The sequence below is a fragment of the Selenomonas sp. ND2010 genome, from assembly GCF_000702005.1.
Taxonomy (GTDB): Bacteria; Bacillota; Negativicutes; order Selenomonadales; family Selenomonadaceae; genus Selenomonas_A.
Map to the genome: position 1 here is coordinate 26,328 of NZ_JNKI01000018.1, position 23,833 is coordinate 50,160.

General features: G+C 50.0%; 22 protein-coding genes and 1 riboswitch. Of the genes, 15 read left to right on the forward strand and 7 right to left on the reverse strand.

The features are described 5' to 3' along the window. The 4 genes from recF to dnaA all read right to left on the reverse strand — a co-directional run bounded on the left by recF (nt 1) and on the right by dnaA (nt 4,173). Entirely contained in the window at nt 1-1,104 is a 1,104-nt protein-coding gene (recF, locus tag T504_RS0108095; protein WP_033170571.1) for a DNA replication/repair protein RecF, read from the reverse strand. 37 nt (nt 1,105-1,141) lie between these two features. Further along, the gene (locus tag T504_RS0108100) at nt 1,142-1,363 is read right to left on the reverse strand and encodes an RNA-binding S4 domain-containing protein (protein ID WP_173663892.1); all 222 of its coding nucleotides are present in this window, start codon (nt 1,361-1,363) and stop codon (nt 1,142-1,144) included. Nucleotides 1,364-1,376: 13 nt separating this feature from the next. Further along, nucleotides 1,377-2,489, reverse strand: coding sequence for a DNA polymerase III subunit beta (dnaN, locus tag T504_RS0108105; RefSeq protein WP_033170572.1), 1,113 nt, complete (start codon nt 2,487-2,489; stop codon nt 1,377-1,379). Between the two features lie 271 nt (nt 2,490-2,760). Next, entirely contained in the window at nt 2,761-4,173 is a 1,413-nt protein-coding gene (gene dnaA, locus T504_RS0108110; RefSeq protein ID WP_033170573.1) for a chromosomal replication initiator protein DnaA, read from the reverse strand. A gap of 444 nt (nt 4,174-4,617) precedes the next feature. Between dnaA and rpmH the strand changes: the two genes are divergently transcribed. The 11 genes from rpmH to T504_RS0108165 all read left to right on the forward strand — a co-directional run bounded on the left by rpmH (nt 4,618) and on the right by T504_RS0108165 (nt 15,239). Further along, nucleotides 4,618-4,752: a 50S ribosomal protein L34 gene (gene rpmH / locus T504_RS0108115; RefSeq protein ID WP_033170574.1), complete on the forward strand. Its 135-nt coding sequence runs from the start codon at nt 4,618-4,620 to the stop codon at nt 4,750-4,752. A 98-nt stretch (nt 4,753-4,850) separates the two neighbouring features. Next, nucleotides 4,851-5,228, forward strand: coding sequence for a ribonuclease P protein component (rnpA, locus tag T504_RS0108120; RefSeq protein WP_033170575.1), 378 nt, complete (start codon nt 4,851-4,853; stop codon nt 5,226-5,228). Further along, nucleotides 5,228-5,437, forward strand: coding sequence for a membrane protein insertion efficiency factor YidD (yidD, locus tag T504_RS0108125; protein ID WP_033170576.1), 210 nt, complete (start codon nt 5,228-5,230; stop codon nt 5,435-5,437). Before rnpA ends, yidD begins: the two co-directional genes overlap by 1 nt. Nucleotides 5,438-5,474: 37 nt before the next feature. Next, entirely contained in the window at nt 5,475-6,143 is a 669-nt protein-coding gene (locus T504_RS0108130) for a YidC/Oxa1 family membrane protein insertase (RefSeq protein ID WP_033170577.1), read from the forward strand. 1 nt (nt 6,144) lies between these two features. Next, nucleotides 6,145-6,906 carry an RNA-binding cell elongation regulator Jag/EloR gene (gene jag, locus T504_RS0108135; protein WP_033170578.1) on the forward strand — a complete coding sequence of 254 codons (762 nt, stop codon included), beginning with the start codon at nt 6,145-6,147 and terminating at the stop codon, nt 6,904-6,906. Between the two features lie 80 nt (nt 6,907-6,986). Further along, nucleotides 6,987-8,369 (forward strand): tRNA uridine-5-carboxymethylaminomethyl(34) synthesis GTPase MnmE, encoded by a 1,383-nt coding sequence (gene mnmE, locus T504_RS0108140; RefSeq protein WP_033170579.1) that lies wholly within the window; start codon nt 6,987-6,989, stop codon nt 8,367-8,369. Nucleotides 8,370-8,399: 30 nt separating this feature from the next. Then, nucleotides 8,400-10,286, forward strand: coding sequence for a tRNA uridine-5-carboxymethylaminomethyl(34) synthesis enzyme MnmG (mnmG, locus tag T504_RS0108145; protein ID WP_033170601.1), 1,887 nt, complete (start codon nt 8,400-8,402; stop codon nt 10,284-10,286). Between the two features lie 2 nt (nt 10,287-10,288). After that, nucleotides 10,289-11,002 carry a 16S rRNA (guanine(527)-N(7))-methyltransferase RsmG gene (gene rsmG, locus T504_RS0108150; protein ID WP_033170580.1) on the forward strand — a complete coding sequence of 238 codons (714 nt, stop codon included), beginning with the start codon at nt 10,289-10,291 and terminating at the stop codon, nt 11,000-11,002. Between the two features lie 311 nt (nt 11,003-11,313). Then, the gene (locus T504_RS0108155; protein ID WP_033170581.1) at nt 11,314-12,180 is read left to right on the forward strand and encodes a hypothetical protein; all 867 of its coding nucleotides are present in this window, start codon (nt 11,314-11,316) and stop codon (nt 12,178-12,180) included. 352 nt (nt 12,181-12,532) lie between these two features. Then, nucleotides 12,533-12,955, forward strand: a complete 423-nt coding sequence (locus T504_RS0108160; RefSeq protein ID WP_156033500.1) for a hypothetical protein — start codon at nt 12,533-12,535, stop codon at nt 12,953-12,955. A 130-nt stretch (nt 12,956-13,085) separates the two neighbouring features. Then, nucleotides 13,086-15,239 carry a putative bifunctional diguanylate cyclase/phosphodiesterase gene (locus T504_RS0108165; protein ID WP_033170583.1) on the forward strand — a complete coding sequence of 718 codons (2,154 nt, stop codon included), beginning with the start codon at nt 13,086-13,088 and terminating at the stop codon, nt 15,237-15,239. A gap of 90 nt (nt 15,240-15,329) precedes the next feature. Here T504_RS0108165 and T504_RS0108170 read toward each other — a convergent pair whose 3' ends face one another. Then, nucleotides 15,330-16,502 (reverse strand): phosphoribosylaminoimidazolecarboxamide formyltransferase, encoded by a 1,173-nt coding sequence (locus T504_RS0108170; protein ID WP_033170584.1) that lies wholly within the window; start codon nt 16,500-16,502, stop codon nt 15,330-15,332. Between the two features lie 52 nt (nt 16,503-16,554). Next, nucleotides 16,555-16,631, reverse strand: a riboswitch (ZMP/ZTP riboswitch). Between the two features lie 204 nt (nt 16,632-16,835). On the opposite strand from T504_RS0108170, the gene pfkA reads away from it, so the two are divergent. Continuing rightward, nucleotides 16,836-17,798: a 6-phosphofructokinase gene (pfkA, locus tag T504_RS0108175; RefSeq protein WP_033170585.1), complete on the forward strand. Its 963-nt coding sequence runs from the start codon at nt 16,836-16,838 to the stop codon at nt 17,796-17,798. A 269-nt stretch (nt 17,799-18,067) separates the two neighbouring features. On the opposite strand, the gene T504_RS0108180 is transcribed toward pfkA, so the two are convergent. Both T504_RS0108180 and T504_RS0108185 read right to left on the reverse strand, forming a co-directional pair. Beyond that, nucleotides 18,068-20,440 carry a homocysteine S-methyltransferase family protein gene (locus T504_RS0108180; RefSeq protein WP_033170586.1) on the reverse strand — a complete coding sequence of 791 codons (2,373 nt, stop codon included), beginning with the start codon at nt 20,438-20,440 and terminating at the stop codon, nt 18,068-18,070. Nucleotides 20,441-20,454: 14 nt separating this feature from the next. Further along, entirely contained in the window at nt 20,455-21,135 is a 681-nt protein-coding gene (locus T504_RS0108185) for a vitamin B12 dependent-methionine synthase activation domain-containing protein (protein WP_033170587.1), read from the reverse strand. 232 nt (nt 21,136-21,367) lie between these two features. Here T504_RS0108185 and T504_RS0108190 point away from each other — a divergent pair, with 232 nt between their 5' ends. The 3 genes from T504_RS0108190 to T504_RS0108200 all read left to right on the forward strand — a co-directional run bounded on the left by T504_RS0108190 (nt 21,368) and on the right by T504_RS0108200 (nt 23,833). Beyond that, nucleotides 21,368-22,138, forward strand: a complete 771-nt coding sequence (locus T504_RS0108190) for a ParA family protein (RefSeq protein WP_369793632.1) — start codon at nt 21,368-21,370, stop codon at nt 22,136-22,138. Then, entirely contained in the window at nt 22,128-23,078 is a 951-nt protein-coding gene (locus tag T504_RS0108195) for a ParB/RepB/Spo0J family partition protein (RefSeq protein WP_072022720.1), read from the forward strand. The genes T504_RS0108190 and T504_RS0108195 overlap by 11 nt, the downstream gene beginning before the upstream one ends. Before the next feature lie 245 nt (nt 23,079-23,323). Beyond that, nucleotides 23,324-23,833 carry a DUF4446 family protein gene (locus T504_RS0108200; protein WP_033170589.1) on the forward strand — a complete coding sequence of 170 codons (510 nt, stop codon included), beginning with the start codon at nt 23,324-23,326 and terminating at the stop codon, nt 23,831-23,833.

Genomic DNA, 23,833 nt, shown 5'->3' on the forward strand with positions numbered 1-23,833 from the left:
TTACCTCGTAATCCGGCCCGCCTTGACGTAAAAATACGTGCCAATACGCTCCTGCGGGAAATAAGCTGCATCCGTTGCCGTAATCATCGTCTGAATCCGCTCCCGGCGAATATAAGCCATCAACTGCTGACGCCGGGAAGCATCCAACTCACTCATGACATCATCCAACAGCAGAATCGGATATTCGCCCGTTTCTGAGCGCAAAAATTCCAGCTCCGACAACTTGAGCGACAACACACCAGTGCGCTGCTGCCCCTGGGAACCAAAATTCCGCAGATTGATGCCATTGACGGTCAGCACGATGTCATCATGATGCGGCCCACGGGTCGTTGAACCGCGCAGGATGTCCACCTCACGATGAGAAACCAGCTCTTTATTATACCATGAAGCGAGGTCGTTTGTCATATCCGCATCTTCCATGCCATGAATTTCATAGGCAACCGATAGGTTCTCCCGATTATCCGATATGCGTCGCTGCATGAGGTTGGCCAGCATATTTAGTTTCTTGACTGCTTCCTGACGCTTTTTCGTAATCTTGACGGCACTTTCAACGAGCTGCGGGTCCCAGAGATCCAGCATTTCCGCCGAAGCCTTGCGTTCCCGGATTCGTTTTAAAAGCGTATTGCGCTGGGTCACGATGCGGTTGTACTGCTGAAGCTCGTGATAGTAGGCAGGACTTGCCTGGGAAATCTCAGCGTCTAAAAAGCGCCGGCGTCCAGCCGGCGCTCCTTTTATCAAAAATAAATCTTCGGGAGAAAACAGAACGGTATTGATACTGCCGATTAATTCCTTGGGGCGGATAGGATGCTCATTTAAAAGAATCCGGCGCCGTTTTTCGCGGCTGAATTGGAATTCCAAATGATTCCCGACGCCCAGGCGGTCAAAATCCAGCTGAACCGATGCCGTAGGCTCCTCCCAGCGAATCAAATCCGTGTCACTGTGCGTGCGGTGGGAATGTCCCAACGACGCATAGTAGACCGCCTCTAAGATATTCGTCTTTCCCTGAGCATTCTGCCCCAGAAAGACATTAATATTGGGGTCAAAATCGAGCTGTATCTCGGAATAGTTCCGATAATTTCTTAAAAAAATAGAACGTACATACATTCTTTTTTAATCTCCTGTTCGCTCAGGCTGCCCGTACTTATTCCTTAGTTACTCTCCAGGCTCCCATGCCTTCGATTTCCACGACATCACCTGGATGCAGCTTACGGCGGCGGGCACTTTCCGTCTCACCATTGCGCTTGATACGGCGGTCCTCAATAAGCATCTTTACTTCGCCGCCAGATTGCAGCACGCCAGCCCATTTTAGAAACTGGTCGAGCTGGATTTCTTCGGTCTCGATGACAATATCCTCAATCTGCATGTGGAAAACCTCCTTAGTGAGCCGTACGGACCGGCGTTACGATGTAGATAAACTCCTCGTCATCCGACTCGCGGACAGCCGCCGGCGAAAGGGGCTGATTGAGCTTGATCTGGCAGGTATCGCTGTCGATGTTCTTCATGACATCCATGATGTACTGGGCATTGAAAGCAATCGTCAGTTCCGGACCTTCAATCGAGGCGGCAACCGACTCTTCGGCATTACCGATATCCGGGTTGTTCGAGGTAATATGAACCTGATTGTTCGCAAATTCCAGCTTGATGATGTTGTAATCGCCAGCGCGGGAAATCAGCGAAACGCGATCAACGGCCGAGCTGAATTCATGCGCATCGAGGATAACGACCGTAGCAAACTCCGGCGGAATGACGCGGCGGTAATCCGGGAAAGCCCCCTCAATCAGACGCGAAGTCATGTAGAGGTTCTCAAACGCGAAGCTGATCTGGTTATAGGTGCAGGTAACCGTGACATCCGTTGGAATTTCTGAAGTCATATTGTGGAGAAGTTCCTGCAAAATACGAGACGGAATGATGATCTTGATGTTGCCGATGCTTTCATCAAAGGTCTCATATTTCACGGCCAGGCGATGGGTGTTGGTCGCAGCCATCGTGACTTTCGTGTCGGCGACTTCCAAATAGCAGCCAGTAAATACCGGGCGGGATTCGTCGTTGGAGCAGGCAAATACCGTTTTCTTAACCAAAGAACGAAGAACGTTATCCTTGATTTTGAACTGAAGGTTTCCCTCCATCGGTTTGATCGTTGGGAATTCCGATGCATTCATGCTGAGAAGGGTGAAGTTTGCCTGATTGGACTGGATATGCACAATCTTCTCTTCGCGATTGAACGAAAGAGAAACACTATCCCCAGGCAGTTTGCGGATAACTTCCTGGAAATAACGGCCCGAAATGGCGATTTGGCCTGGTTCTTCAATTTCAGCTGGGATACGGCAGACCATGCCGATTTCATAATTGGTTGCTTGAAGCTCTAAGATTCCGGCTTCTGCCTTGAGGTAAATACCGGAAAGGATGGGGGTTTGCGGTTTGGTGGCTACGGCCTTGGATACAATCTGTAATGCGCTGACCAGTTCATTCTTGGCACAGGTGAGTTTCATTTTGGTGGTCCTCTCTTTTTTTTATTATTACTCGGAGTATTTTTAAATAAATAGCCGTCGTAGTAGTAGGGCTTGTGGAAATGTTGAAAACTGCAGGAAACCCAATGTTATCAACGATTTACCTGTGGGTAAGATGTTCATAACAAGAGGGGAGGTTATCCACACAATCCACGGTGAAAACCTCCCCTGTATTTTATCCACATTCTGTCGACAAGAAATCCGCAGGACTTTCCACAGAGTTATCCACGACGATTCTGTTCATAAAATGACGTTACATCTTCTGGATTCGCTCGACGAGTTCGTTTAAGATACCGCCGAGTTTAATGTCGGATTCTTTTTCTTTGCTGATTTTATCGCAGGCATGCAATACCGTAGTGTGGTCACGGCCACCGAAGAAGTTGCCGATCTGCGGCAGGGACGTATCGGTGAGCTCGCGGCAGAGGTACATAGCAATCTGCCGTGGGTAAGCAATGCTGCGGGTACGCTTTTTGGCGTGCAAATCTTCAATCTTTATTTTGAAATAAGAAGCTACGATTTCCTGAATTACTTCCATCGTAATTTCTTTGGTCTTGTTGTTCGGGAATACATCTTTGAGTGCTTCAGCGACCAAATCCGTGGTGACCGGCTTCTTAATCAGGGAAGCGTAAGCAACAACACGCGTCAGTGCTCCCTCAAGCTCACGGATATTGCTGTCGATGCGGCTGGCAATGTAGACCATGACGTCGTTTGGTACACTGAAGTGATCAAGCTGCGCTTTATTCTTCAAGATGGCAATACGCGTCTCGAGATCCGGTGCCTGAATGTCGGTGATAAGACCCCATTCAAAGCGGGAACGCAGGCGGTCTTCCAGGCGTTCTACTTCGCGCGGCGGACGGTCGGAGGACAGGATAATCTGTTTCTCGGCGTCGTGCAGCGTGTTGAACGTATGGAAGAATTCTTCCTGGGTACTGGTCTTTCCGGAAAGGAACTGGATATCGTCGACGAGCAAAACGTCGATGTTCCGGTATTTCTGGCGGAATTTCTCGGCGTTACCTTCCTGGATGCTGCGGATGATCTCGTTCGTGAACTGTTCACTGGAGACATAGAGAACGCGCATCTCCGGATGATTGTGGAGAACACGGTTGCCGATGGCATGCATCAAATGGGTCTTGCCGAGACCAACACCGCCGTACATGAAAAAGGGGTTATAGACTTTTCCCGGCGATTCGGCGACAGCCATGGCGGCTGCATGAGCAAAGCGGTTGCTGCTGCCAGTTACGAAGGTATCGAAGGTATATTTCGGGTTCAGTGAGGCACTGTCACCAGCAGCGACAATATGCATATCACTGCCTTCGGCGCTGGGGGTGGTATCTTCGTTGTGGTTGAAAAGTGTGCCCTGATCCGGGTTGTCTTTCGGACCGCGGCGTACCGGTTCTGGTTCCGGCGTTTTCTCCGCTTCAATTACTTTCATGACGATTTTTCGTGGGCCGCCCACAACAGCCGCTACTGCGTCCTCAATTATCGTCAGGTAATGGCTGGTAATCCAGTCCTTGGCCATAGCCGTCTGCGTGCCGAGGACTAAGTCCGATTCCGTCAGGGAGAGTGGCTGGATCGGATCGAGCCATTTGAAGGCAGAGCCGGCGAGCTGATCTCTCATATTATTGAGAATCTGCTCCCAGATTGCCTGCAATTCTGCTTGCTCCATTAAAAATAATCCTTTCTGCTTATAGAATATGTAGAAAGCTTTTTCCACAGGTGAATAATTTTATCCACATTTTTATCCACAAGTGTGGATAAATGAAGGTTTCCCCAGGAGAAGAGGCGGGAAATATGGATAAGCTCACGGAATTGTCTGTTCTCGTGATTTTCAAGTGCTGTGGAGTTTTCCGCACAATAATCAACAATATCTTATCAGAATAAAATCAAGTTATCAACAGTTTTTAAGGGGATAACTCAGGAAAACGAATATTTTATCCACAATTACGGCCAAAAAATGCACAGGGAAAATCTTGACACCTCTTAGGGCGTAGGCTATAATTTACGGTGAGTCTTAGTGCGGGGGACCCCTGCACGAGCATAAAGAAGATCTGATGCTTTGCTTCTATACGAATAGAAAAATCAGAAATCAGTATAAGGAGGTGTTTAACGAATGAAACAGACTTATCAGCCGAACAACCATTGGAGAAAGAAGACCCATGGCTTCCGTGAGCGCATGAAAACGAAAGGCGGTCGTCTTGTTCTGAAGAGAAGACGCCAGCGTGGTAGAAAGAAGCTTTCGGCATAAATTTTACAGTAAGGTCACTTAGGTGGCCTTTTCTTTTAGTTATCATTTGGTTTCGGAGCAAATCCGAATCGTTTTTATAGATATTGGTGAAATTACGAATGCTTACATTACCGAGAAAGAAAATGCTTAAGCGTCGCAGTGATTTTCAACGGGTGTATCGTACGGGCCGTTCCTGGGCGAATCGATACTTCGTGTTGTATGTATTTAAGACAGACTGCCTCGATGGAAAAGTTGGCTTTGCTGCTGGCAAGAAACTGGGTTGTGCTGTGGTTCGCAACCGTGTAAAAAGACTGCTGCGTGAGAGCTATCGCAAGAATCAGGCGATGATTCGTCCGGGACTCGCACTGCTGCTGGTAGGGCGCAAGGGCATGGTCGACGTGAAATGCGATGTTGTTGAGAAGTCGTTTGTCTCGTTGGGACGCAAGGCGGGAATCTTCATCGATTCTGCGTCTCCCGATAGAAAGAAGGAAAAATGATGAAAAAGGCGCTGCTGCTGCTGATTAAGTTCTATCGAAACTTTATTTCGCCGCTGAAGCCGCCTTCCTGCCGTTATATTCCGACCTGTTCGGAGTATGCGATGATTGCCGTGGAAAGATACGGGGCGCGCCGTGGTGGCTGGCTGGCTTTGAAGCGTATTTTACGTTGTCATCCGTTCCACAAGGGCGGCTATGACCCCGTTCCATAAGTTGTTGGTTTAGTTTTTTAGATTAGGACGTGATGGTTTGGGTTTCTTTGGAACGTTATTTGCACCGATTGAAAATCTCCTGCATTTTGTGCTTGAGCTGTTATATTCGTTGACGAGTATGGTGGGGATTGGCAGCTATGGTATGGCAATTATCTTGCTTACCATTATCATTAAGATGCTGATGTATCCGCTGACGGTAAAACAGGTAAAATCCATGAAGGCGATGCAGGAACTTTCGCCGAAGATGAAGAAGATTCAGGAGAAGTATAAGGACAATCCGCAGGTCATGCAGCAGAAAATCGGTGCCCTCTATAAGGATGCCGGCGTAAATCCACTGGCTGGCTGCCTGCCGCTTTTGATTCAGATGCCGATTCTGATGGGCATGTATTACGCGTTGTTTAATTTCACCTATCCGTCGGCTGAGGCGGCGCAGTTTATGTGGCTGCCGAGCATGTCGGATCCGGATCCGATTTATGTGCTGCCAATCTTGTCGGCACTGACGACGTTCCTCCAGCAGAAGATGACGACTACGGAAATGAATCAGCAGATGAAGGTCATGATGACGGTTATGCCGCTCTTCATCGGTTGGATCAGCTTGAACTTCCCGTCTGGTCTCGTCCTGTACTGGGTAACGATGAATATCGTCCAGATTGTTCAGCAGTGGTGGATGTATCGTGGTGAGGATAAAACGAAGGAGGCTGCCTGATATGGCAGAGGTATTAGAAGCATCGGGGAAAACCGTTGAAGCGGCCATTGCATCGGCTGCTTCAACGCTTGGTGTCACAGAGGACCAGCTCGACTATAAAGTCATTCAGCAGCCATCTAACGGATTTTTTGGCTTGTTTGGCGCTAAGCTGGCCCGCATCGAGGCTGCGGTAAAGGCAAAGCCGGAAGTGATTCGTGAGAAGCAGACTGTCGTAGTGGACTCCGCTGAGGAGCCGACGGCAGCCGTGGCGGCTGTATCGGTTGACGAACAGGCAAAGATTGCGGAGAAATTCCTGCGCGATGTATTTAAGACCATGAACCTAGAGGTTCAGATTGAGCGCGGTGAGTCCGAAGAAGGGGTTCTGTTCCAGCTCATTGGTGAGAATCTCGGTATCCTGATCGGTAAGCATGGCCAGACGCTGGATTCGCTGCAGTATTTGGCGAATTTGGCGGCTAATCGCGGGCTTTCGGAAAATCGTGCCCGTATCATTATCGATATCGAGAATTACCGTTCGCGGCGTGAGGAGACGCTCGTGAGACTGGCTGGTCATTTGGCAGAGAAAGCCTGCCGCATTGGGGAAGAGGTCCATTTGGAGCCGATGAACCGCCATGAGCGTAAAATCATCCACATGGCGCTTCAGGACAACCGCCGTGTGAACACCTATAGTGCTGGCGATGAGCCACGCCGCTATGTGGTGATTGCACCGAAACGCCGCCGCCGTTCCCGGAGGAATTACAGCGAACCGCGTTTTGACGAAGAATAAAATAGCTATCAGGCAAGAGAGCTGTGAAAGGGCTGTCTCATTTTGAGGCTGCCCTTTTGTGTATATGAGAGGTAATAATCATGCAACAAGGGGATACGATAAGTGCCATTGCAACGGCCCAGGGAGAGGGCGGCATTGGCATCATAAGGATAAGCGGCCGAAATGCCATCGAGACTGCCGATAAAGTCTTTCGGGCTGTCAGCGGCAAAAAGCTAGCGGAGTATGAGACCCAGCGGGCGGTATTTGGTCATATTGTCGATGAACAGGAAGAAGTCGTGGATGAAGCCATGGTACTGTTGATGCGGGCACCGCATTCCTATACGAAGGAGGATGTCGTGGAGCTTCAGTGTCATGGTGGTCTCATGCCGCTTCGCAAGACATTGGCGCTTACGTGGCAGGCAGGAGCCAGACCCGCGGAGCGGGGAGAATTTACCAAGCGGGCCTTTTTGAATGGGCGTCTGGATCTTTCCCAGGCGCAGGCTGTCATGGATGTCATCAGCGCCAAGACGGAGCGTTCGCTCAAGATGGCAACGGGACATCTTTCTGGTCATTTTTCGGCTGGGATACGAGCGATGCGTCACTCGATTCTCGGACAGATTGCGCATTTAGAAGCAGCCATTGACTTTCCGGAGGATGAAGTCGATGATGTCGTGATGTATGAGGTAGAGAATAATGTGGTTGATATACGCAACCAAATTGAAAAACTGCTAAAGACCGCCCAGACTGGCCGGATTTTAAAGGATGGTTTGATGACAGCTATCGTCGGCAAGCCAAACGTAGGCAAGTCTTCGCTGCTCAATGCGCTGCTGCGGGAGGAACGCGCGATTGTGACGGATATTCCAGGGACGACGCGTGACTCCATCGAGGAATATGCCAATGTGGGCGGGGTGCCATTGCGCATCATCGATACCGCTGGCATCCGGGCTACCGATGATTTGGTGGAGCAGATTGGTGTCGATAAGGCTCGTTCCTATGTAAATCAGGCATCCCTGGTATTGGCCTTATTTGATGCATCGCGGGAGCTTACGGCTGAGGATGAGGAGATTTTCTCGTTGATTGAAGGCCGGGAGGCAATCGTCCTGCTCAATAAATCGGATTTGCAGCCCGTGTTAACCGAAGAAATGTTGCAGGCAAAAACTGCGGCGCCGGTTCTGGTCATTTCTACGGTGACCGAACACGGTCTGGATAATTTGGCCGACGCCATCCGTCAGAAGGTATACGACGGTGGTTTGGATGCCAGGGATGAGGGCGCCTTTGTCAATGATGAGCGGCAGGCGGAGATCCTGCGACAGGCGGATGCACATCTCACGGCGGCTTTGCGGACAATCGACGCGCAGCTGGGGCTGGATTTTATCTCGATTGATTTGCGCTCAGCCTGGGAGAAACTTGGGGAACTTACCGGTGAGACGGTCGGCGAAGATATCATCAATGAGATATTCTCGAAATTCTGTATTGGCAAATAAAAAGAAGGTTGATGGATTTTGGATAAAAATGTGTTCGTAGCGGATCGCTATGATGTTATTGTAGTAGGTGCCGGCCATGCCGGCGTTGAGGCAGCCTTGGCCGCTGCCCGTATCGGTTGCCGTACGCTTTTGGCAACGCTGTCGATGGACAATATTGCCATGATGCCCTGTAATCCGTCGGTAGGCGGACCCGCTAAGGGGCATCTGGTCCGTGAACTTGATGCGCTGGGCGGCGAAATGGGAGTCAATGCCGATAAGACCTGCATCCAGTTCCGTATGCTCAACACGGGCAAAGGGCCGGCGGTTCATGCACTGCGCGCCCAGGCAGATAAAAAACTTTATCAGTTTACTATGAAAAAGACTTGCGAAGATACGGAGAATCTCGATGTCAAACAGATTCTCATCGATAAACTGCTCTTAGAAGGAGATAAGGTAACAGGCGTCCAGGTCGAAACTGGCGAAATCTATGAAGCCAAGGCGGTCATCATGGCTACGGGAACCTACCTCAAAGGGCGTATCATCATCGGTGAACACACCTATACGGGTGGTCCGAATGGTCAGCGGGCAGCAATGAAGTTCTCGGATTCCCTGCTGGAGGCAGGCGTGCGCCTGATGCGTTTCAAAACGGGAACGCCGGCCCGTGTCGATGCCCGGACGCTGGACTACGATAAGATGGAAATCCAGCCGGGGGATGAGGAGTGCCGGAACTTTTCCTTTATGAGTGACGAGACGACCCGCGAGCAGATTCCCTGCTGGCTGACTTATACGAACGAAAAGACCCATAAAATCCTGCGGGATAATATGCATCGGGCACCGATGGCTAACGGTATCATCGAGGGAATCGGGCCGCGCTACTGCCCCTCGATTGAAACGAAGATTTTGCGCTTCCCGGACAAAGAGCGCCATCAGCTGTTCCTGGAGCCGGAAGGACTCAATACCAATGAGGTCTATGTACAGGGCATGTCTACCAGTATGCCCATGGATGTTCAGCTGGAATTTTTGCGGACGATCCCAGGACTGGAGCATGCGAAAGTCATGCGGGCAGGTTACGCCATCGAATATGACTGCATCGACCCGACGCAATTAAAGTCGACGCTGGAGTTTAAGGATATTCACGGTTTCTTCTCGGCCGGTCAGGCAAATGGCACGTCCGGTTATGAGGAGGCGGCCGCTCAGGGCATCATTGCCGGCATCAATGCGGCTATGTTTATCAAGGGCGAAGAGCCGCTGGTATTAAAGCGCAGTGATGCCTATATCGGCGTGCTGATTGATGATCTGGTCACCAAGGGGACGAGTGAGCCCTATCGTATTATGACGAGTCGGGCCGAATACCGGCTGCTGCTGCGGCAGGATAATGCCGATCAGCGCCTGACGCCATTGGGGCGTCGGGTAGGGCTCGTAAAAGATGACCGGTGGGAACGCTTTACGAAAAAACAGACGGCAATCCAGCAGGCGATGGAATATCTCAAGAAGAATTCCATTAATCCGACGCAGGAAATAAAGGAGAAACTCCGTGAGGCCGGTATCGAGCCGATTCGCAACGCAACGAGCTTTTATGAACTGCTGCGCCGTCCGGATGTGGATTACGCCAAGCTGCAGGAAAGTTTCAATCTGCCGGATTTGGAACCGGAGGTACGCCAACAGGTAGAGATTTCCATTACCTATGAAGGCTATATCAAAAAACAGCTGGAGCAGGTCGAGCATATGGAAAAATTGGAAGAAAAACTCCTGCCAGAGGATATCGACTATCAGCAAGTGCCGAGCCTGCGCGATGAAGGCCGGGAAAAGCTGGCCAAAATCCGTCCGCGTTCTGTTGGGCAGGCCAGCCGTATCAGCGGCGTTTCGCCGGCGGATATATCGGTGCTCCTCGTATGGCTCGAACAGCAGCGCCGCATTCAGGATAAGAAAGAGGTTTGAAGATGTTTCGGGAAGAGATGAAAAAAGCCGCCGAGGCTTACGGAATTTCGCTGATGGAAGGGCAGTTGGAGCAGTTCAATCGTTATTATGAACTGCTCGTAGAGTGGAATAAGGTAATGAATCTCACGGCGATTACGGAACCGCATGAGGTAGCTGTCAAGCACATGATTGACTCCCTTACGGCATATGATAAGGAATACTTTACCGAAGGGGTATCGGTAATCGACGTTGGTACGGGGGCTGGTTTCCCGGGAATCCCCTTGAAGATTTTTGATCCTACGATTAAGCTGACTTTGATGGATTCCCTCAACAAGCGGGTAAAATTCCTGCAGACTGTCGTCGACGAACTGGGGTTGCAGGATGTGGAATGCGTCCATGCCCGGGCGGAGGAAGGTGCTCGCAACAAGAAATACCGGGAGCAGTTTGATCTGGCAGTATCGCGCGCAGTGGCGCGGCTGCCAATTCTCTGCGAATATTGCATGCCGTTTGTCAAACGCGGCGGTAAATTCCTGGCCTTAAAGGGAATGCAGTATCAGGAGGAAGAAAAGGAGGCCGCCAAGGCCATCAAGGTAATGGGCGGCAGTAAGGTAAATACGCGCCCGGTTCATTTGCCTGGGCTTGATGATGTGCGGGCTGTGGTGGAAATCACCAAGGGCATGCCAACGCCAAAAGCCTACCCACGCAAAGCAGGCACGCCAGTAAAAAATCCATTATAACGCGAAGCGGAATGTTCCACGTGAAACATTCCGCAATAGCCTTTATGATAATGGCAGAAAAACGCTTCCTGAATAGGGAGCTTTTTTTCTCAAACAGCTATTCCCCAAAATCATACAATGATGTAGCGTTTTCCTCACCTTAAAAGAAAAAATGGATCTCATGTAAAACATGAGCAATTGGAAGATAATTATTGGGAATAGCAGGATTTTTGGGTTAGAAAGAGAAATAAAAAAGGTGTATGCATATAATATGAAGTGTGATATTGTAAGGATAACAGCTCATAGGGATAACGAACGAGGAGGAGTTTATCGTGAAAAGGATTTTCATTGCTGGTGCGCTGTGTGCTGCCTTTTGGGGAATAGGAAGTTTGAATGTAAATTCATATGATGTTGGAATGAGGGTTGCGTCTGCTCAACAACCATCTTTGTCGATAAACCAGCGAGAGCTGAAAAAAAGTCCAGACCATCAAGTATCAGATGTTTATACTAGAGCGCATCATTTAATTTATGGAGATAAGGCACCATTGGGCCCTGATGGACGTGTTAGAATTGCTTTGGTCATAAATGGCGATGAAGATATGGTGGTGGAAAATCGAGTAAAGAACCAGATATATCAGCAGATAAGAGATAAGTTTCCACGAGAAAGTTTCGCCATTATGAAAGGGACTGATATCAATACATATTTGCTAGAAAAAGCTGAGAACGATGGGGCTTTATCAAAAGGAAATAATTTTTCACATCCTTCATCGAGGTATACGCGAAATGAATATGGCGTGTCAGAAAAACATGGAGAAAGTGTTTCTAGCAATAAAACAAATGATGTTGATGATATGCCTGTAGGGAATCGGCCACGTGGGTTGGCAGATATGCGTTTAAATGACTACGTAGAGGCAGGTCGGCGTTTAGATTACGATTACGTTTTTGTTTTGACTATGACTTTGAGCAATAGGGTGAAATACCAAAAAGGTGTACCTCTGCTCTTCACTACCCATACAAGTGAACAGAATATATGGATGAGAGCTCGTTTTGTGGATGTAAAAAAAGAACATTATGTATATAGAAATGATTTGCCAGCAAAGGGTGAGGCACATAATGGACATTTTAATGGTCGTATCTACGAGCAATCGGTTACCACGGTTATGAAAGAAATTTTGGATGATATTGCGATAACAGAATAAATGAAGAATGGGGAAGACCGTTGTCTGGAAAGGGAGCGGTCTTTTTTATTCATGGGAAAAAATGAAGGGAATATTTACTTACACGGAGAATTGTACAAGAGATGAAACAACTATTTTGAGGTGATATATTATGAAACGTTTGGTTCGTTTTTGTATAGTGGGGCTTTTTTTGTCCCTTTTGGGAAGTTCTTGGGTATATGCAGCTGAAAGTGAAAAAAATGGAAATGAGTCTACTGTATCAAGTAACAGGAGTGCAGATGATTGGTTTACGAGACCAGATGAAACAAAATCTATAACTACTCAGTCAGAAGAGTCAAAGACGAAGCAGAAAGACAAAGAGGAGAAGCGCTTTGTGGAGCTGTTGAAGGATAATGGCTTTACCTATTATTTGGATACGAAGAATGCCCGCTGGATTCAGATGCCTCATTCGGGCAATGAGTATATCGCGGATGTGTGGGTGAAGCTGATTCAGACGGATGATAGTGGTGAGTACAGCTATCCGGCCAAGTATTTCCTGGCTCATTATTACGTTCGTCCGAATACCCAGCAGATTCAGTTTCTAAGTGAGCTGGAGGTTACGGGGCGGCCGGATAACGCCATCAAGGAGCGGCCGTACAGCATGCAGAACTGGGAAAATCTCGTGCCGGGGTCGGTGGAAGATGAGCTCTATCATGGCATCGTCAAGAATATGAAGAAAAACCGGCTGGGGGGTAAATCCAGCAATGGCATGAGTGTTCGTGACATGGTAGAGGAGTATTTGAGAATATCCCTCTGACTTTAAAGAGGTTTTTCTCAGTGGAAGTGGATAACTAGGGAATAAAAGCAGGATTTATCCACAAAATTATTGACATATCCACTACTTTGTGGATATGTCTGTGGATAAGTTCACTGATGAGAGTGCGATTATGAAGAATGTAATTCGAAAAAATCAAATCGATGAAGTTACCGGTTTGTTTAACATGATGTACTTTATGGAAGATTCCTATTATCTGCTGAAAGATGCGGGCAATGGGAATATAAGCTTCCTGTATTTTGATGTAGAGAATTTCAAAAGTTATAATCAGAAATACGGCTTTCAAGATGGCAATAAATTCCTGCGGCGCATTGCCGGTATCCTGCGGGATGCGTTTCCCCATGGAATTTTGGCCAGGCTGAACGATGACCATTTTGTTGCCGCAGTGGAAAATGAGAATATTGAGCATCGGATTGAGTATGTGCGGCAGGCTGTTCATGATTTTGACCAGAATCTTGCCTTGGACATCAAGGTGGGGATTTATGTGCCGGCGGCCGGGATTCAGGATACGGCGCTTATCCTCGACCGCGCGAAGCTTGCCTGTGATAGCATAAAGGGGATTTACGACAAGGGCTGGGAAGTCTTTGACGAAACACTGGAAAAGCAAATACGGATCAAGAATTACATCGTGAGCAATTTCTATCGGGCGCTGGAACACCACGATATTGAGGTCTGGTATCAGCCCGAAATACGCACGATGACGCGTCAGATTATGGGATTCGAGGCATTGGCCCGTTGGAATTCACCCGAGTATGGAATGATATCGCCAGGGGTGTTTATCGAGGTGCTGGAGGATGCCCATCTCATTCATAAATTGGACCTGTATGTAATTCGTGAGGCCTGCGAGGATTTCCGCCGGGTCCGTGAACATGGCGAGGGCTGGCAGGAGGCCAGGATTTCGCTGAATCTTTCACGGATGGATTTCCAGCTGACGGATATCTTTGAAGATGTGGAGCGAATCCGTCAGGAGTATCAGGTTCCCTGTGATCGGCTGCATATCGAAATCACCGAAGGGGCCTTTAGCTTTGATGACAATCATATCATTGAGCAGATTGAGCGCTTCCGCAAGGCTGGCTATGAGGTCTGGATGGATGACTTCGGCAGTGGGTATTCCTCGCTAAATACCTTGAAGGATTACGAGTTTGACCTCATAAAATTCGATATGCGGTTCTTGCGGGATTTTGGCAAGAAGCATAAAACCGAGGTTATCTTAAAGTCCTTGGTCAATATGGCTAAGGAGCTTGGCATCCATACCTTGGCGGAAGGAGTCGAGACCGAGGAACAATATCAATTTCTGAAGGATCTGGGCTGCGAACTCTGCCAGGGATATCTGTTTGGCAAACCACAGCCCTTGCGAATGGCGGCCGAATCTTATGCGGGCAGTGAGGCGACCCTGTCTTTTGAGCCGCTTGCCTGCACGGATTACTTCCGCAAAATTGGCAATATCAATTTACTGAGCATATCGCCATTGCTCTCTTTTGAGGAGCGGGAGAACTATATCAGTGCCATGCCGCTGGCTATTTGTGAGCAGGGAGATTCGGTGGATACCTTCCGCTATATCTATAAGAATGAGGCCTATGTGGATTTCATGAAGAGTACGGGCTACAAAGATTTGGCGGAGGAAATTCGCTATTATCAACTGGGGCATGAGCACTTTGCCCGGATGTTTGTGCGCCTGTTGAACCGCTGCCGCAAGTCGAAAATAGAGGAAACGGTGGACTATACGATAAATGGCAACCTTTGCAATATCCGTTGCCGTTATATTGCTACCGATGCCAAACGCAAGGTGGATGCTTTTGCCTTTATCGTCACGAAGCTTTCCGCAGATAAGCAGTTGGAGTCGATGGATCTTCATGTGGCGATCCGTCATTTGCTCGGTATTTTCACTCGGGTGGATTTCTTCTCGGTAAGTGGACGGGCGGAAAATATCTATATTGATGAGACACAGAACCGCTTGACTTACGAAGCATCTACGGTAGAGGAAATCTTGAAACTCTATGCGGATCGCTATATCGTTCCCGAGGAGCGGGAGCTTTTCTTAACGTTCTACAATTTGACGACGCTTATCGAGCGGCAAAAAGAACTGAAACGCGACCATTTTACGGCGTTTTTCCATACCTATAACGATGATGGGGATATTTCCCTAAAGATATACATCATCATACCGTTCCGTTTGGGCGGCGCGGAATGCTGGCTTTCCTGCATAAGGGATATGGACGGGCGCAGTCAGCTCGAGTCCGTAAAAGCCGGTGAGGTAAAAGACTGACATAAACAAGAGGAGCAATATCCTATGGGATATTGCTCCTCTTGTTTAATGTGTATGTAAATGTAAGAATGGGGTAACAAATGGTAAAAATCAGTGATGGAACAGGCGAATGTGGGTCATTGCCATCGCCATGTTGTATTTGTCACAGGTTTCGATGACATTGTCGTCGCGGATGGAACCACCTGCCTGGGCGACATAGGCTACGCCGCTCTTGTGCGCGCGTTCAATGTTGTCGCCAAAGGGGAAGAAGGCATCAGAGCCAAGGGCTACGCCGGTCTGTGTAGAGAGCCAGGCCTGTTTTTCTTCCTTCGTAAATACGGGCGGTTTTTCCGTGAAGACCCGTTTCCAGTTGTCACCGCCCAAAAGGTCCATATATTCGTCGCCAACATAGACGTCGATGGCATTGTCGCGATCCGGGCGGCGGACATCCTCGCGGAACGGCAGCGAGAGCACCTGTGGTGCTTGGCGCAGATACCAGATATCCGCTTTATTTCCAGCAAGACGCGTGCAGTGAACGCGGGACTGCTGGCCGGCACCGATGCCGATGGCCTGTCCATCCTTGGCATAGCAGACCGAATTGGACTGCGTATACTTGAGCGTAATCAGGGAAATCAGCAGGTCGCGTTTCGCTGCTGCCGGGATGTCTTTGTTCTTCGTGGGGATTTCCGTGAGGCAGTCCTCCGTCAGATCGATCTCATTGCGCTGCTGTTCGAAGGTAATGCCGAATACCTGCTTTTTCTCGATTTTTTCCGGCTGGTAGTTCGGATCCATCTGAAGAACCAAATAGGTGCCTTTGCGCTTCGTCTTGAGAATCTCCAGTGCGGCCTCAGAATAGGACGGTGCAATAATGCCATCGGATACCTCGCGCTTGAGGAAGGAGGCAGTCTGTGCATCGCATTCGTCGGACAGTGCCACGAAATCGCCATAGGAGGACATGCGGTCAGCACCACGGGCACGGATATAGGCGGTAGCGATGGGTGACAGCTCAATCCCCTCGACAAAATAGGCTTTCTGCAGTGTTTCGGAGAGTGGAACGGCTACCGCTGCGCCAGCAGGGCTGACATGTTTGAACGAAGCAGCTGCCGGAAGGCCGGTAGCTTTTTTGAGCTCCTGAACCAGCTGCCAGCTGTTCATTGCATCAAGCAGGTTGATATAGCCCGGCTTGCCATTCAATACCGTGAAGGGAAGGTCGCCCTTTTCCATGAAGACGCGGGCTGGTTTCTGGTTCGGATTGCAGCCATACTTGAGTTCCATTTCATTCATTGCAGGTTTCTCCTTTTTTAAAAACATATACGAAAAAAGCCGACACAAATCCAGGCATCGCCCAGACGGTCGGCTTTTCTTCCCTGTGCTCCCTGTGGTAATCCACTTCCGTCAGTTGCACAGCATCTACTGTCAATCTATCATAGAGAGGACTCGTTTGTCAAGAGGGGACAGTGGGAACGAATCACCTAATCAAAAATTTGCAGTTTCGCGAACAATCCTATGCGAAACCTCTGTTAGATTTGCAAGATTTATGGTATGATATGGGATAGTAAGGTTTAATACTAGACGTACTATGTTACACATTTCTCATATTCAAGGGGGACTTCAGTTATGTTAAAAAGCATCGCAGTCATGACCAGTGGTGGCGATAGCCCGGGAATGAACGCAGCAGCTCGTGCCGTTGTTCGCACGGCTCTCTATGAAGGCGTTAAAGTCTGGGGTATCCGTGATGGTTATCATGGTCTGCTTGAAGAAGATATGTTTGAGATGCAGTCCAAAGACGTTGGTGACATTATCCAGCGCGGTGGTACGTTCCTGGGAACGGCTCGCTGCAAACGCTGGAAGACGCCGGAAGGCCGTATGCTGGGCTATCAGCATTTGGTAGACCGCGGCATCCAGGGCCTTTGCGTCATCGGTGGTGACGGCTCTCTGCGCGGCGCATCCTTGCTTTCGCAGGAGACTGGTATTCCTATCGTAGGCCTGCCAGGCACGATCGATAACGATGTCTGGGGTTCGGACTACACGATTGGCTGCGATACGGCTGCCAACACCATCATCGATGCAATCAACAAGCTCCGTGATACGGCTTCGGCACATCGCCGCGTCATTGTCATGGAGGTAATGGGCCGCAACTCTGGTTGGCTGGCTCTGGTTTCGGGCATTTCTGGCGGTGCAGAGTATATCCTCGTACCGGAGTCCCCCTTCGATCTTGATAAAATCTGTGAAGACATGAAGGCTGCTTATCAGAAAGGCAAGCGCTACATTCTCGTTGTCGTTGCTGAGGGTGCTGGCAGTGGCCAGGAGATCGGCGACTACATTGCCAAGAAGACGGAACTCGATACGCGCGTATCGGTACTCGGTCATATCCAGCGTGGGGGCTCCCCGTCGGTCATCGACCGCGTTCGCGCCAGCCAGCTCGGCGAGCAGGCAGCGCTTGCTCTTATCTCGGGCCTTTCGGATATCGTATTCGGCTTCAGCAAGGGCCGCGTCGTTTCCATCGACCTGCATGATTCGGTCAATAACAAGAAAAAACTCGATCCGGAGTATTTGCATCTGGCAAAAGTTTTGTTCTAAAAACGTGATAATTAAGGCTGCACGAGGAGTGCAGCCTTTTATTTGTGGTTATTTATCAGAAAATAAAAAATAGTTGCATAAAACTTTGTGTGTATAGTATAATGAAAGCACAGAAAGTTTCTTACGTTTCAGACACATGGATTGAAAGGTATCCAGGAAGGAGATGAGTGCACAGACCACTATTTCTCCAAGTACCATTACGATTGCTGAGTGATTTTTGACAAGTCAAAAAGGGAGATGCCACGTTTGGGCATCTCCCTTTTCGATTGCTATTTTACAAGTCCTTTGGCCAGTTCAACGGCTTTGACCCCGTCGGGGGCATAGGCATCGGCACCGGCGCTGTCAGCGTATTCCTGGGTAACGGCAGCGCCGCCGACCATGACTTTGGCGTTGCAGCCAGCGGCCTTTAGGTCAGCGATGACTTTGTCGATTTGGACCATGGTGGTGGTCATGAGCGCACAGAGGCCGACAATGTCGGCGTTGTTTTCTATGGCAGCTTTGACAATATCCGTGGAATCGACATCTTTGCCGAGATCGATGAGTTTGAAGCCGCTGTTGGCCAGCAGGGCACCAGTGATGTTTTTGCCAAGGTCGTGGACATCACCCTTGACCGTGGCAATGACTACGGTGCCGTTTTCGGCATTGGCACTGGCCGGAATCAGTTCTTTTAGCTTGTTGAAGGCTGCGCGCATCGTCTCAGCCGAGAGCAGCACTTGGGGCAGGAACATGCGGCCCGCACCGAAATCTTCGCCGATTTCCGTCATGGCGGCGGTCAAGGCCTGTTCGGTGATTTCGTTGGCGCTGTGACCTTCCTGGATGGCCTTTTCGACCAGTGGGGCGACATCGTCCTTTTCCCCTTCGATAACGGCCTGCTTGATGGCCGGCAGGGTGGCAAGGATGGTTTCCTTGGCAACGGCGGCTTTTTTTGGCACGCTGAGGTTGGCTTCGTCCTTGCTGAAGGCTAGGCCATTGGGGTCATGGCCCAAGAGCGCAGCACTGGCCTTTAAGGCCTGCTGCATGGAATCGTCATAGGGATTCATGATGGGCGCATCGAGGCCGGCTGCCAGGCACATCGTGAAAAAGGTGCTGTTGATGAGGGGCCGGTTCGGCAGGCCGAAGGAGATATTCGAAAGTCCCATCGTGGAGGGATAGCCAAGCTCCTCGCGATAGAGGGCGAGGGTCCGCAGAACTTCATGGCAGGCGTTGGCATCCGCGGAAATGGTCATGACCAGTGCGTCCAGCAGGAAATCGCCATCGTCGAGGCCATTTTCTTTGGCGGCTTTGATAATGCCGCGAATGGTTTCCAGACGGTCTTGGGCTGTTTTGGGAACACCGTCATCGGTAATCGGCAGGCAGAGAATGGCAGCACCGTATTTTTTAGCTAGTGGCAGGAATTCGGCAATTCGCTCTTTTTCTGCACTGACCGAGTTGATAAGTGCCCGGCCTGGGTAAGCGCGGAGGCCGGCTTCCAGGGCTTTGGCATCGCTGGTATCGATTGCCAGCGGCGCATCGGTCAGCTGGGAGATTTCCGTAACGGCGTGTTTCATGGCGGCCGGCTGATCGATGCCGCCGACCCCCATATTTACATCGAGCAGCTGCGCGCCGGCTTTTACCTGATTGAGGGCTTCTTTCTTTACGGAGAGGAAGGAGCCTTCGCGGATTTCGGCGGCAAGTTTTTTGCGGCCCGTGGGATTGATGCGTTCTCCGATGAGCCGCGTGGGAATATCTTTGTCGATGCAGACCGATTTGCTGCGGCTGGCTAGCCAGAGACGTTTCGGCCGCTTCGGCCGCTCGGGTTCGTTGGCATTCTTTACCGTCTGGGCAAGGGCGGCGATATGAGCGGGGGTGGTACCACAGCAGCCGCCGAGGTAGGTAGCTCCAGCTTCTAAGAGTTTCGTGCCCCAGCGGCCAAAATCCTCAGGGCCCATGGGGAATACGGTTTCGCCGTTTTCCAGATAGGGCATGCCCGCATTAGGCTGGACGCTTATCGGCACCTCGCAGTTTTCGGCCAAGGTGCGGACAATGGGTACGAGCTGTTCTGGTCCGAGGGAGCAATTGACGCCGATGATATCGGCTCCCATAGCTGCAAGGATAATGGCCGCTGACTGTGGATCGGTGCCGGTTACCGTGCGGCCATCTTCGCTGTAGGACAGCTGGCAGATGACAGGAACGTTGGGGGCCGTATCCTTGGCCGCCAGCAGCGCGGCACGCATTTCCTGGATGTCGATGCAGGTCTCGATGATCAGATAATCGGCACCTGCTTCGGCCAGGGCTTTGGCTTGTTCGGCAAAGCACTGATAGGCCGCTTCGAATTCCAAATCGCCCAGGGGAACGACAAAACGCCCCGTGGGGCCCATGGATCCGGCAACCTTGGCGCGGCCAGCGGCCGCTTCTTTGGCGATTTTTACCGCGGCGGCATTTAGTTCGTAAGTGCGGTCCGCAAGGCCGTAGTGCTCGAGTTTTAAGGTGCTGGCACCAAAGGTATTGGTCTCAATAATGGTGGAACCTGCCTCGATATAGGCACGGTGGATATTTTTTACGACTTCCGGATTTTCTACATTCATGAGCTCCGGACAGCCGCCTGGTTTTAGCCCACCGGCTTGAAGCATGGTGCCCATAGCACCGTCGAAAATATGAATCAAAAAGGTCACGCTCCTTATACATTTCGGGAAGGACAGTCTGTTTTTGGACAAACGGCACAGCCTTTTTTATGGATGGTGGCTGCTTCGGGGGTTGATTTGTCTTCCTTATATAGTCCAATGATAGCCGTGATGCTTTTCCGGGGAATCAGCATCATCGATGAAGACAGCTCGATGCCGATCGTTGTGGCATCGGTGAGACGGATGAGCTCTGGCTGCTGCTCGATCGGCCAATCGCCGTACCCGGGACTGAATCGCCAGCGCATGCCGTAGCCCTTAGCCGCAGCTTTGGGGCGGATGGCTTTTTCCATGGCGTCAGCGACTTGCTCTACGGCGGCGGTAGCGGCCGCATCCAGCAAGACAGAGGCGGCGTATTGGCCTTCTTCAAAGCGCTTCGTCACGGTCTCTTCGATGGCTTTTCCGACGGTTGCCGCCAAGGCGATGACCTTTTCACAGCCGGCAAGATGCGCGCCAATCTTATCCCCCTGCAGCAGGCAGGCGGGGGCGGCGGCGATTTCCTGCTTTTCGCAATCGTAGTCGTATACTTGCCAGATTCCCTTGGGGGCAGCGAGCAACCGGGCATCCTGACACGCCGCCTCGATTTTGCTTTCGTCAAAATTCGTGGCTTTCATCAGACCGGCATATCGTCTGGTTTCTTGTGCATCAATGGCTAAAAGCGGTGCATTATAAACGGGCATTCGCTTCACATCCTTTCGCACAGCGGTAGAAATATTTTTTGAAATGTTTCACGTGAAACATTGGCTTTTCCGTCATTTCATATTATTATATAAAGTAGTGAAACAAAGAGAAGTTTTAGGCTGAAAAGTTATAATAACAACTGTTTATCTAGTTAATATTATCGTAACAATTATACTTATTTCAGCTAGATTTTACAAGAAAAACTGTAATGTTTTTAACGTGGAGAAAGTGGTGGATTCGTTGACAAAGATTATTGCGGTGGCAAATCAGAAAGGTGGCGTCGGCAAGACGACTACCTCCGTAAATCTGGCAGCCTGCCTGGCCGAAAAGAAGAAAAAAGTTTTGCTGGTAGATTGTGACCCGCAGGGCAATGCCAGCAGTGGTTACGGCATTGATAAATCGGCATTGGAGCAGACCATCTATCATGTCTTGATTGATAATGCAGCCGTTCAGGACGTCATCCAGCCAACGGAGTTCAAGGTCGATGTATTGCCGGCCAATATCGAGCTCGCTGGTGCTGAGGTCGAACTGGTGGCGGCAATTTCCCGGGAAACCCGCCTCAAGAAGGCTTTGGACAGTGTAAAGGAAAACTATGACTATATCATCATCGACTGTCCGCCATCGTTAGGCTTGCTGACGCTGAACTCGCTGGCCGCTGCTGATTCGGTGCTGATGCCCATCCAGTGCGAGTTTTATGCCCTGGAAGGGGTATCCCAGCTCATGAATACGATTGAGCTGGTGCGCAATAATCTCAATCCGCAGTTGGAGGTTGAGGGCGTTCTCATGACGATGTTCGATTCCCGCACGAAGCTCTCGGAGCAGGTAGTTGCTGAAGTCCGGGCCAACTTCGGGGATACGGTTTACAAGACGATGATTCCCCGCACGGTCCGCTTGTCCGAGGCTCCGTCCTATGGGGAGCCGATTCTCTATTATGATAAACGCTCGAAGGGAGCAGAGGTTTACCTGAAATTGGCGAAAGAGGTGATTGCTCGTGGCAAATAAGGCACATGGCGGTTTGGGCAAAGGGCTGGGTGCATTGCTCAAAGATACGAAAATCACGCCGGCCAAGGACAAAGTGCAGGAACTCAATGTAGCAGAAATCAAGGCCAATCGCTATCAGCCGCGTCAGGAATTTGATGAATCGGCACTCGATACGTTGAAGGACTCGGTAAAACGGATTGGTATCCTAGAGCCGCTGCTGGTCCGCAAACTGCCGGGAACGGGGTATGAACTGATTGCAGGCGAGCGCCGCCTGCGGGCGGCTAAACTGGCAGGCTTGAAGACCGTGCCGGCCATGATTCGCGAATACAACGATGCGGAAGTCAGTGAAATCGCCTTGATTGAAAATATCCAGCGCGAAGACCTGAATGCGATTGAAGAGGCCAAGGCCTACAACCGCCTGATGAAAGATTTCGGCATGACGCAGGATGATATGGCAAAAAAAATCGGCCGCAGTCGTTCGCATATTGCCAATTTCCTGCGCCTCTTAAAGCTCGAGCCGCAGGTACAGGATTACGTTGCCAATGGGGCACTGTCCATGGGACAGGCAAAACCGCTGCTGGCCATTGAGAATCAGAACTTGCAGCGGGAAGCTGCCGAATACATCCAGGCAGAAGATCTGTCGGCTCGCCAATGCGAGGCGCTGGTCAAAAAATTGCAGGATAATCCGGACTACTTTAAGGAGAAACCGGAGGCGGCGAAGAAAGATAAGAAGGAGCAGGACGTATTCCTGACCGATGCCGTCGATAAGCTTACGCATCTATTTGGCACGCAGGTAAAAATCCATCCGGGCAAGAAAAAGAGCAAGATCGAAATAGAATTTTATTCCCCAGAGGATTTGGAACGCATCATGGGATTGATTCTTGAGCGGGAAGAACAAGTCAAAAAGCAGAAGATCGATGCCTTGCGGCAAGTGTCGCTGACGCAGAAATTTACGGTCTAAGCCAGGCGGTTTTGCCTATGGCAAAACTGGAATAATGGCGTTAGAACGAGGCAAGAGTGCTTGATAGACGATATGTGTAGTTGCCGCCTCGTTGAAACGCTGATAGGTAAGTTTTGCCTATGGCAAAACTAGAACAATGGCGTTATAATATTAAAGGTTTGCGATTAAGGGTTAGCGGTTTTGTTTCACGTGCAACATTTGGTTGCATGAGAAGGGAAGCAGAGAAAGGGAGCATTCAATAAACAATGGATATTCAGCAGTTCATGAAGATAATGACGAACAATATGCCATTTATCGTTGCCGGCATGGCCGTGATTATGGTAATCATGTTGGGAATTATGATTAATCAGGCGATGAAGCTCAGTTATATGAGAAAGCGTTATCGCAAGATGATGACTGGCGTTGATGGTGCCAACATGGAGCGCCTGCTTATGGGCCATATCGATGAGGTTCGTCACGTCGTAGAGGAGAATCAGCGGCTCGATAGTGAGAACAAGCGGATGGATGCACTGCTCCAGACTGCGGTCACGCGGGTGGGCGTTGTCCGTTTCCGGGCCTTTGAAGACATGGGTAGCGATCTGAGCTATGCGGTGGCCTTGCTGGACTCCTATAATAATGGTGTGATTTTGTCCAGCATCTTTGGCCGTGAAGATTCCCGCAGTTATGTAAAACCCATTGAAGCGGGGACTTCGACGTACACGCTGACGCAGGAAGAGGAAAAGGCCCTGCACGATGCGATGGCCAAGGCGCAGTAA

Excerpts from the sequence above, each read along its gene's own strand:
- mnmE (WP_033170579.1), top strand. The coding sequence starts at position 6,987 with ATGCAACAAGGGGATACGATAAGTGCCATTGCAACGGCCCAGGGAGAG.
- rpmH (WP_033170574.1), top strand. The coding sequence starts at position 4,618 with ATGAAACAGACTTATCAGCCGAACAACCATTGGAGAAAGAAGACCCAT.
- T504_RS0108200 (WP_033170589.1), top strand. The coding sequence starts at position 23,324 with ATGGATATTCAGCAGTTCATGAAGATAATGACGAACAATATGCCATTT.
- dnaA (WP_033170573.1), bottom strand. The coding sequence starts at position 4,173 with ATGGAGCAAGCAGAATTGCAGGCAATCTGGGAGCAGATTCTCAATAAT.
- T504_RS0108100 (WP_173663892.1), bottom strand. The coding sequence starts at position 1,363 with ATGCAGATTGAGGATATTGTCATCGAGACCGAAGAAATCCAGCTCGAC.
- T504_RS0108185 (WP_033170587.1), bottom strand. The coding sequence starts at position 21,135 with ATGCCCGTTTATAATGCACCGCTTTTAGCCATTGATGCACAAGAAACC.
- dnaN (WP_033170572.1), bottom strand. The coding sequence starts at position 2,489 with ATGAAACTCACCTGTGCCAAGAATGAACTGGTCAGCGCATTACAGATT.
- T504_RS0108165 (WP_033170583.1), top strand. The coding sequence starts at position 13,086 with ATGAAGAATGTAATTCGAAAAAATCAAATCGATGAAGTTACCGGTTTG.
- rsmG (WP_033170580.1), top strand. The coding sequence starts at position 10,289 with ATGTTTCGGGAAGAGATGAAAAAAGCCGCCGAGGCTTACGGAATTTCG.
- rnpA (WP_033170575.1), top strand. The coding sequence starts at position 4,851 with ATGCTTACATTACCGAGAAAGAAAATGCTTAAGCGTCGCAGTGATTTT.
- recF (WP_033170571.1), bottom strand. The coding sequence starts at position 1,104 with ATGTATGTACGTTCTATTTTTTTAAGAAATTATCGGAACTATTCCGAG.
- yidD (WP_033170576.1), top strand. The coding sequence starts at position 5,228 with ATGAAAAAGGCGCTGCTGCTGCTGATTAAGTTCTATCGAAACTTTATT.
- jag (WP_033170578.1), top strand. The coding sequence starts at position 6,145 with ATGGCAGAGGTATTAGAAGCATCGGGGAAAACCGTTGAAGCGGCCATT.
- T504_RS0108170 (WP_033170584.1), bottom strand. The coding sequence starts at position 16,502 with ATGAATGAAATGGAACTCAAGTATGGCTGCAATCCGAACCAGAAACCA.
- pfkA (WP_033170585.1), top strand. The coding sequence starts at position 16,836 with ATGTTAAAAAGCATCGCAGTCATGACCAGTGGTGGCGATAGCCCGGGA.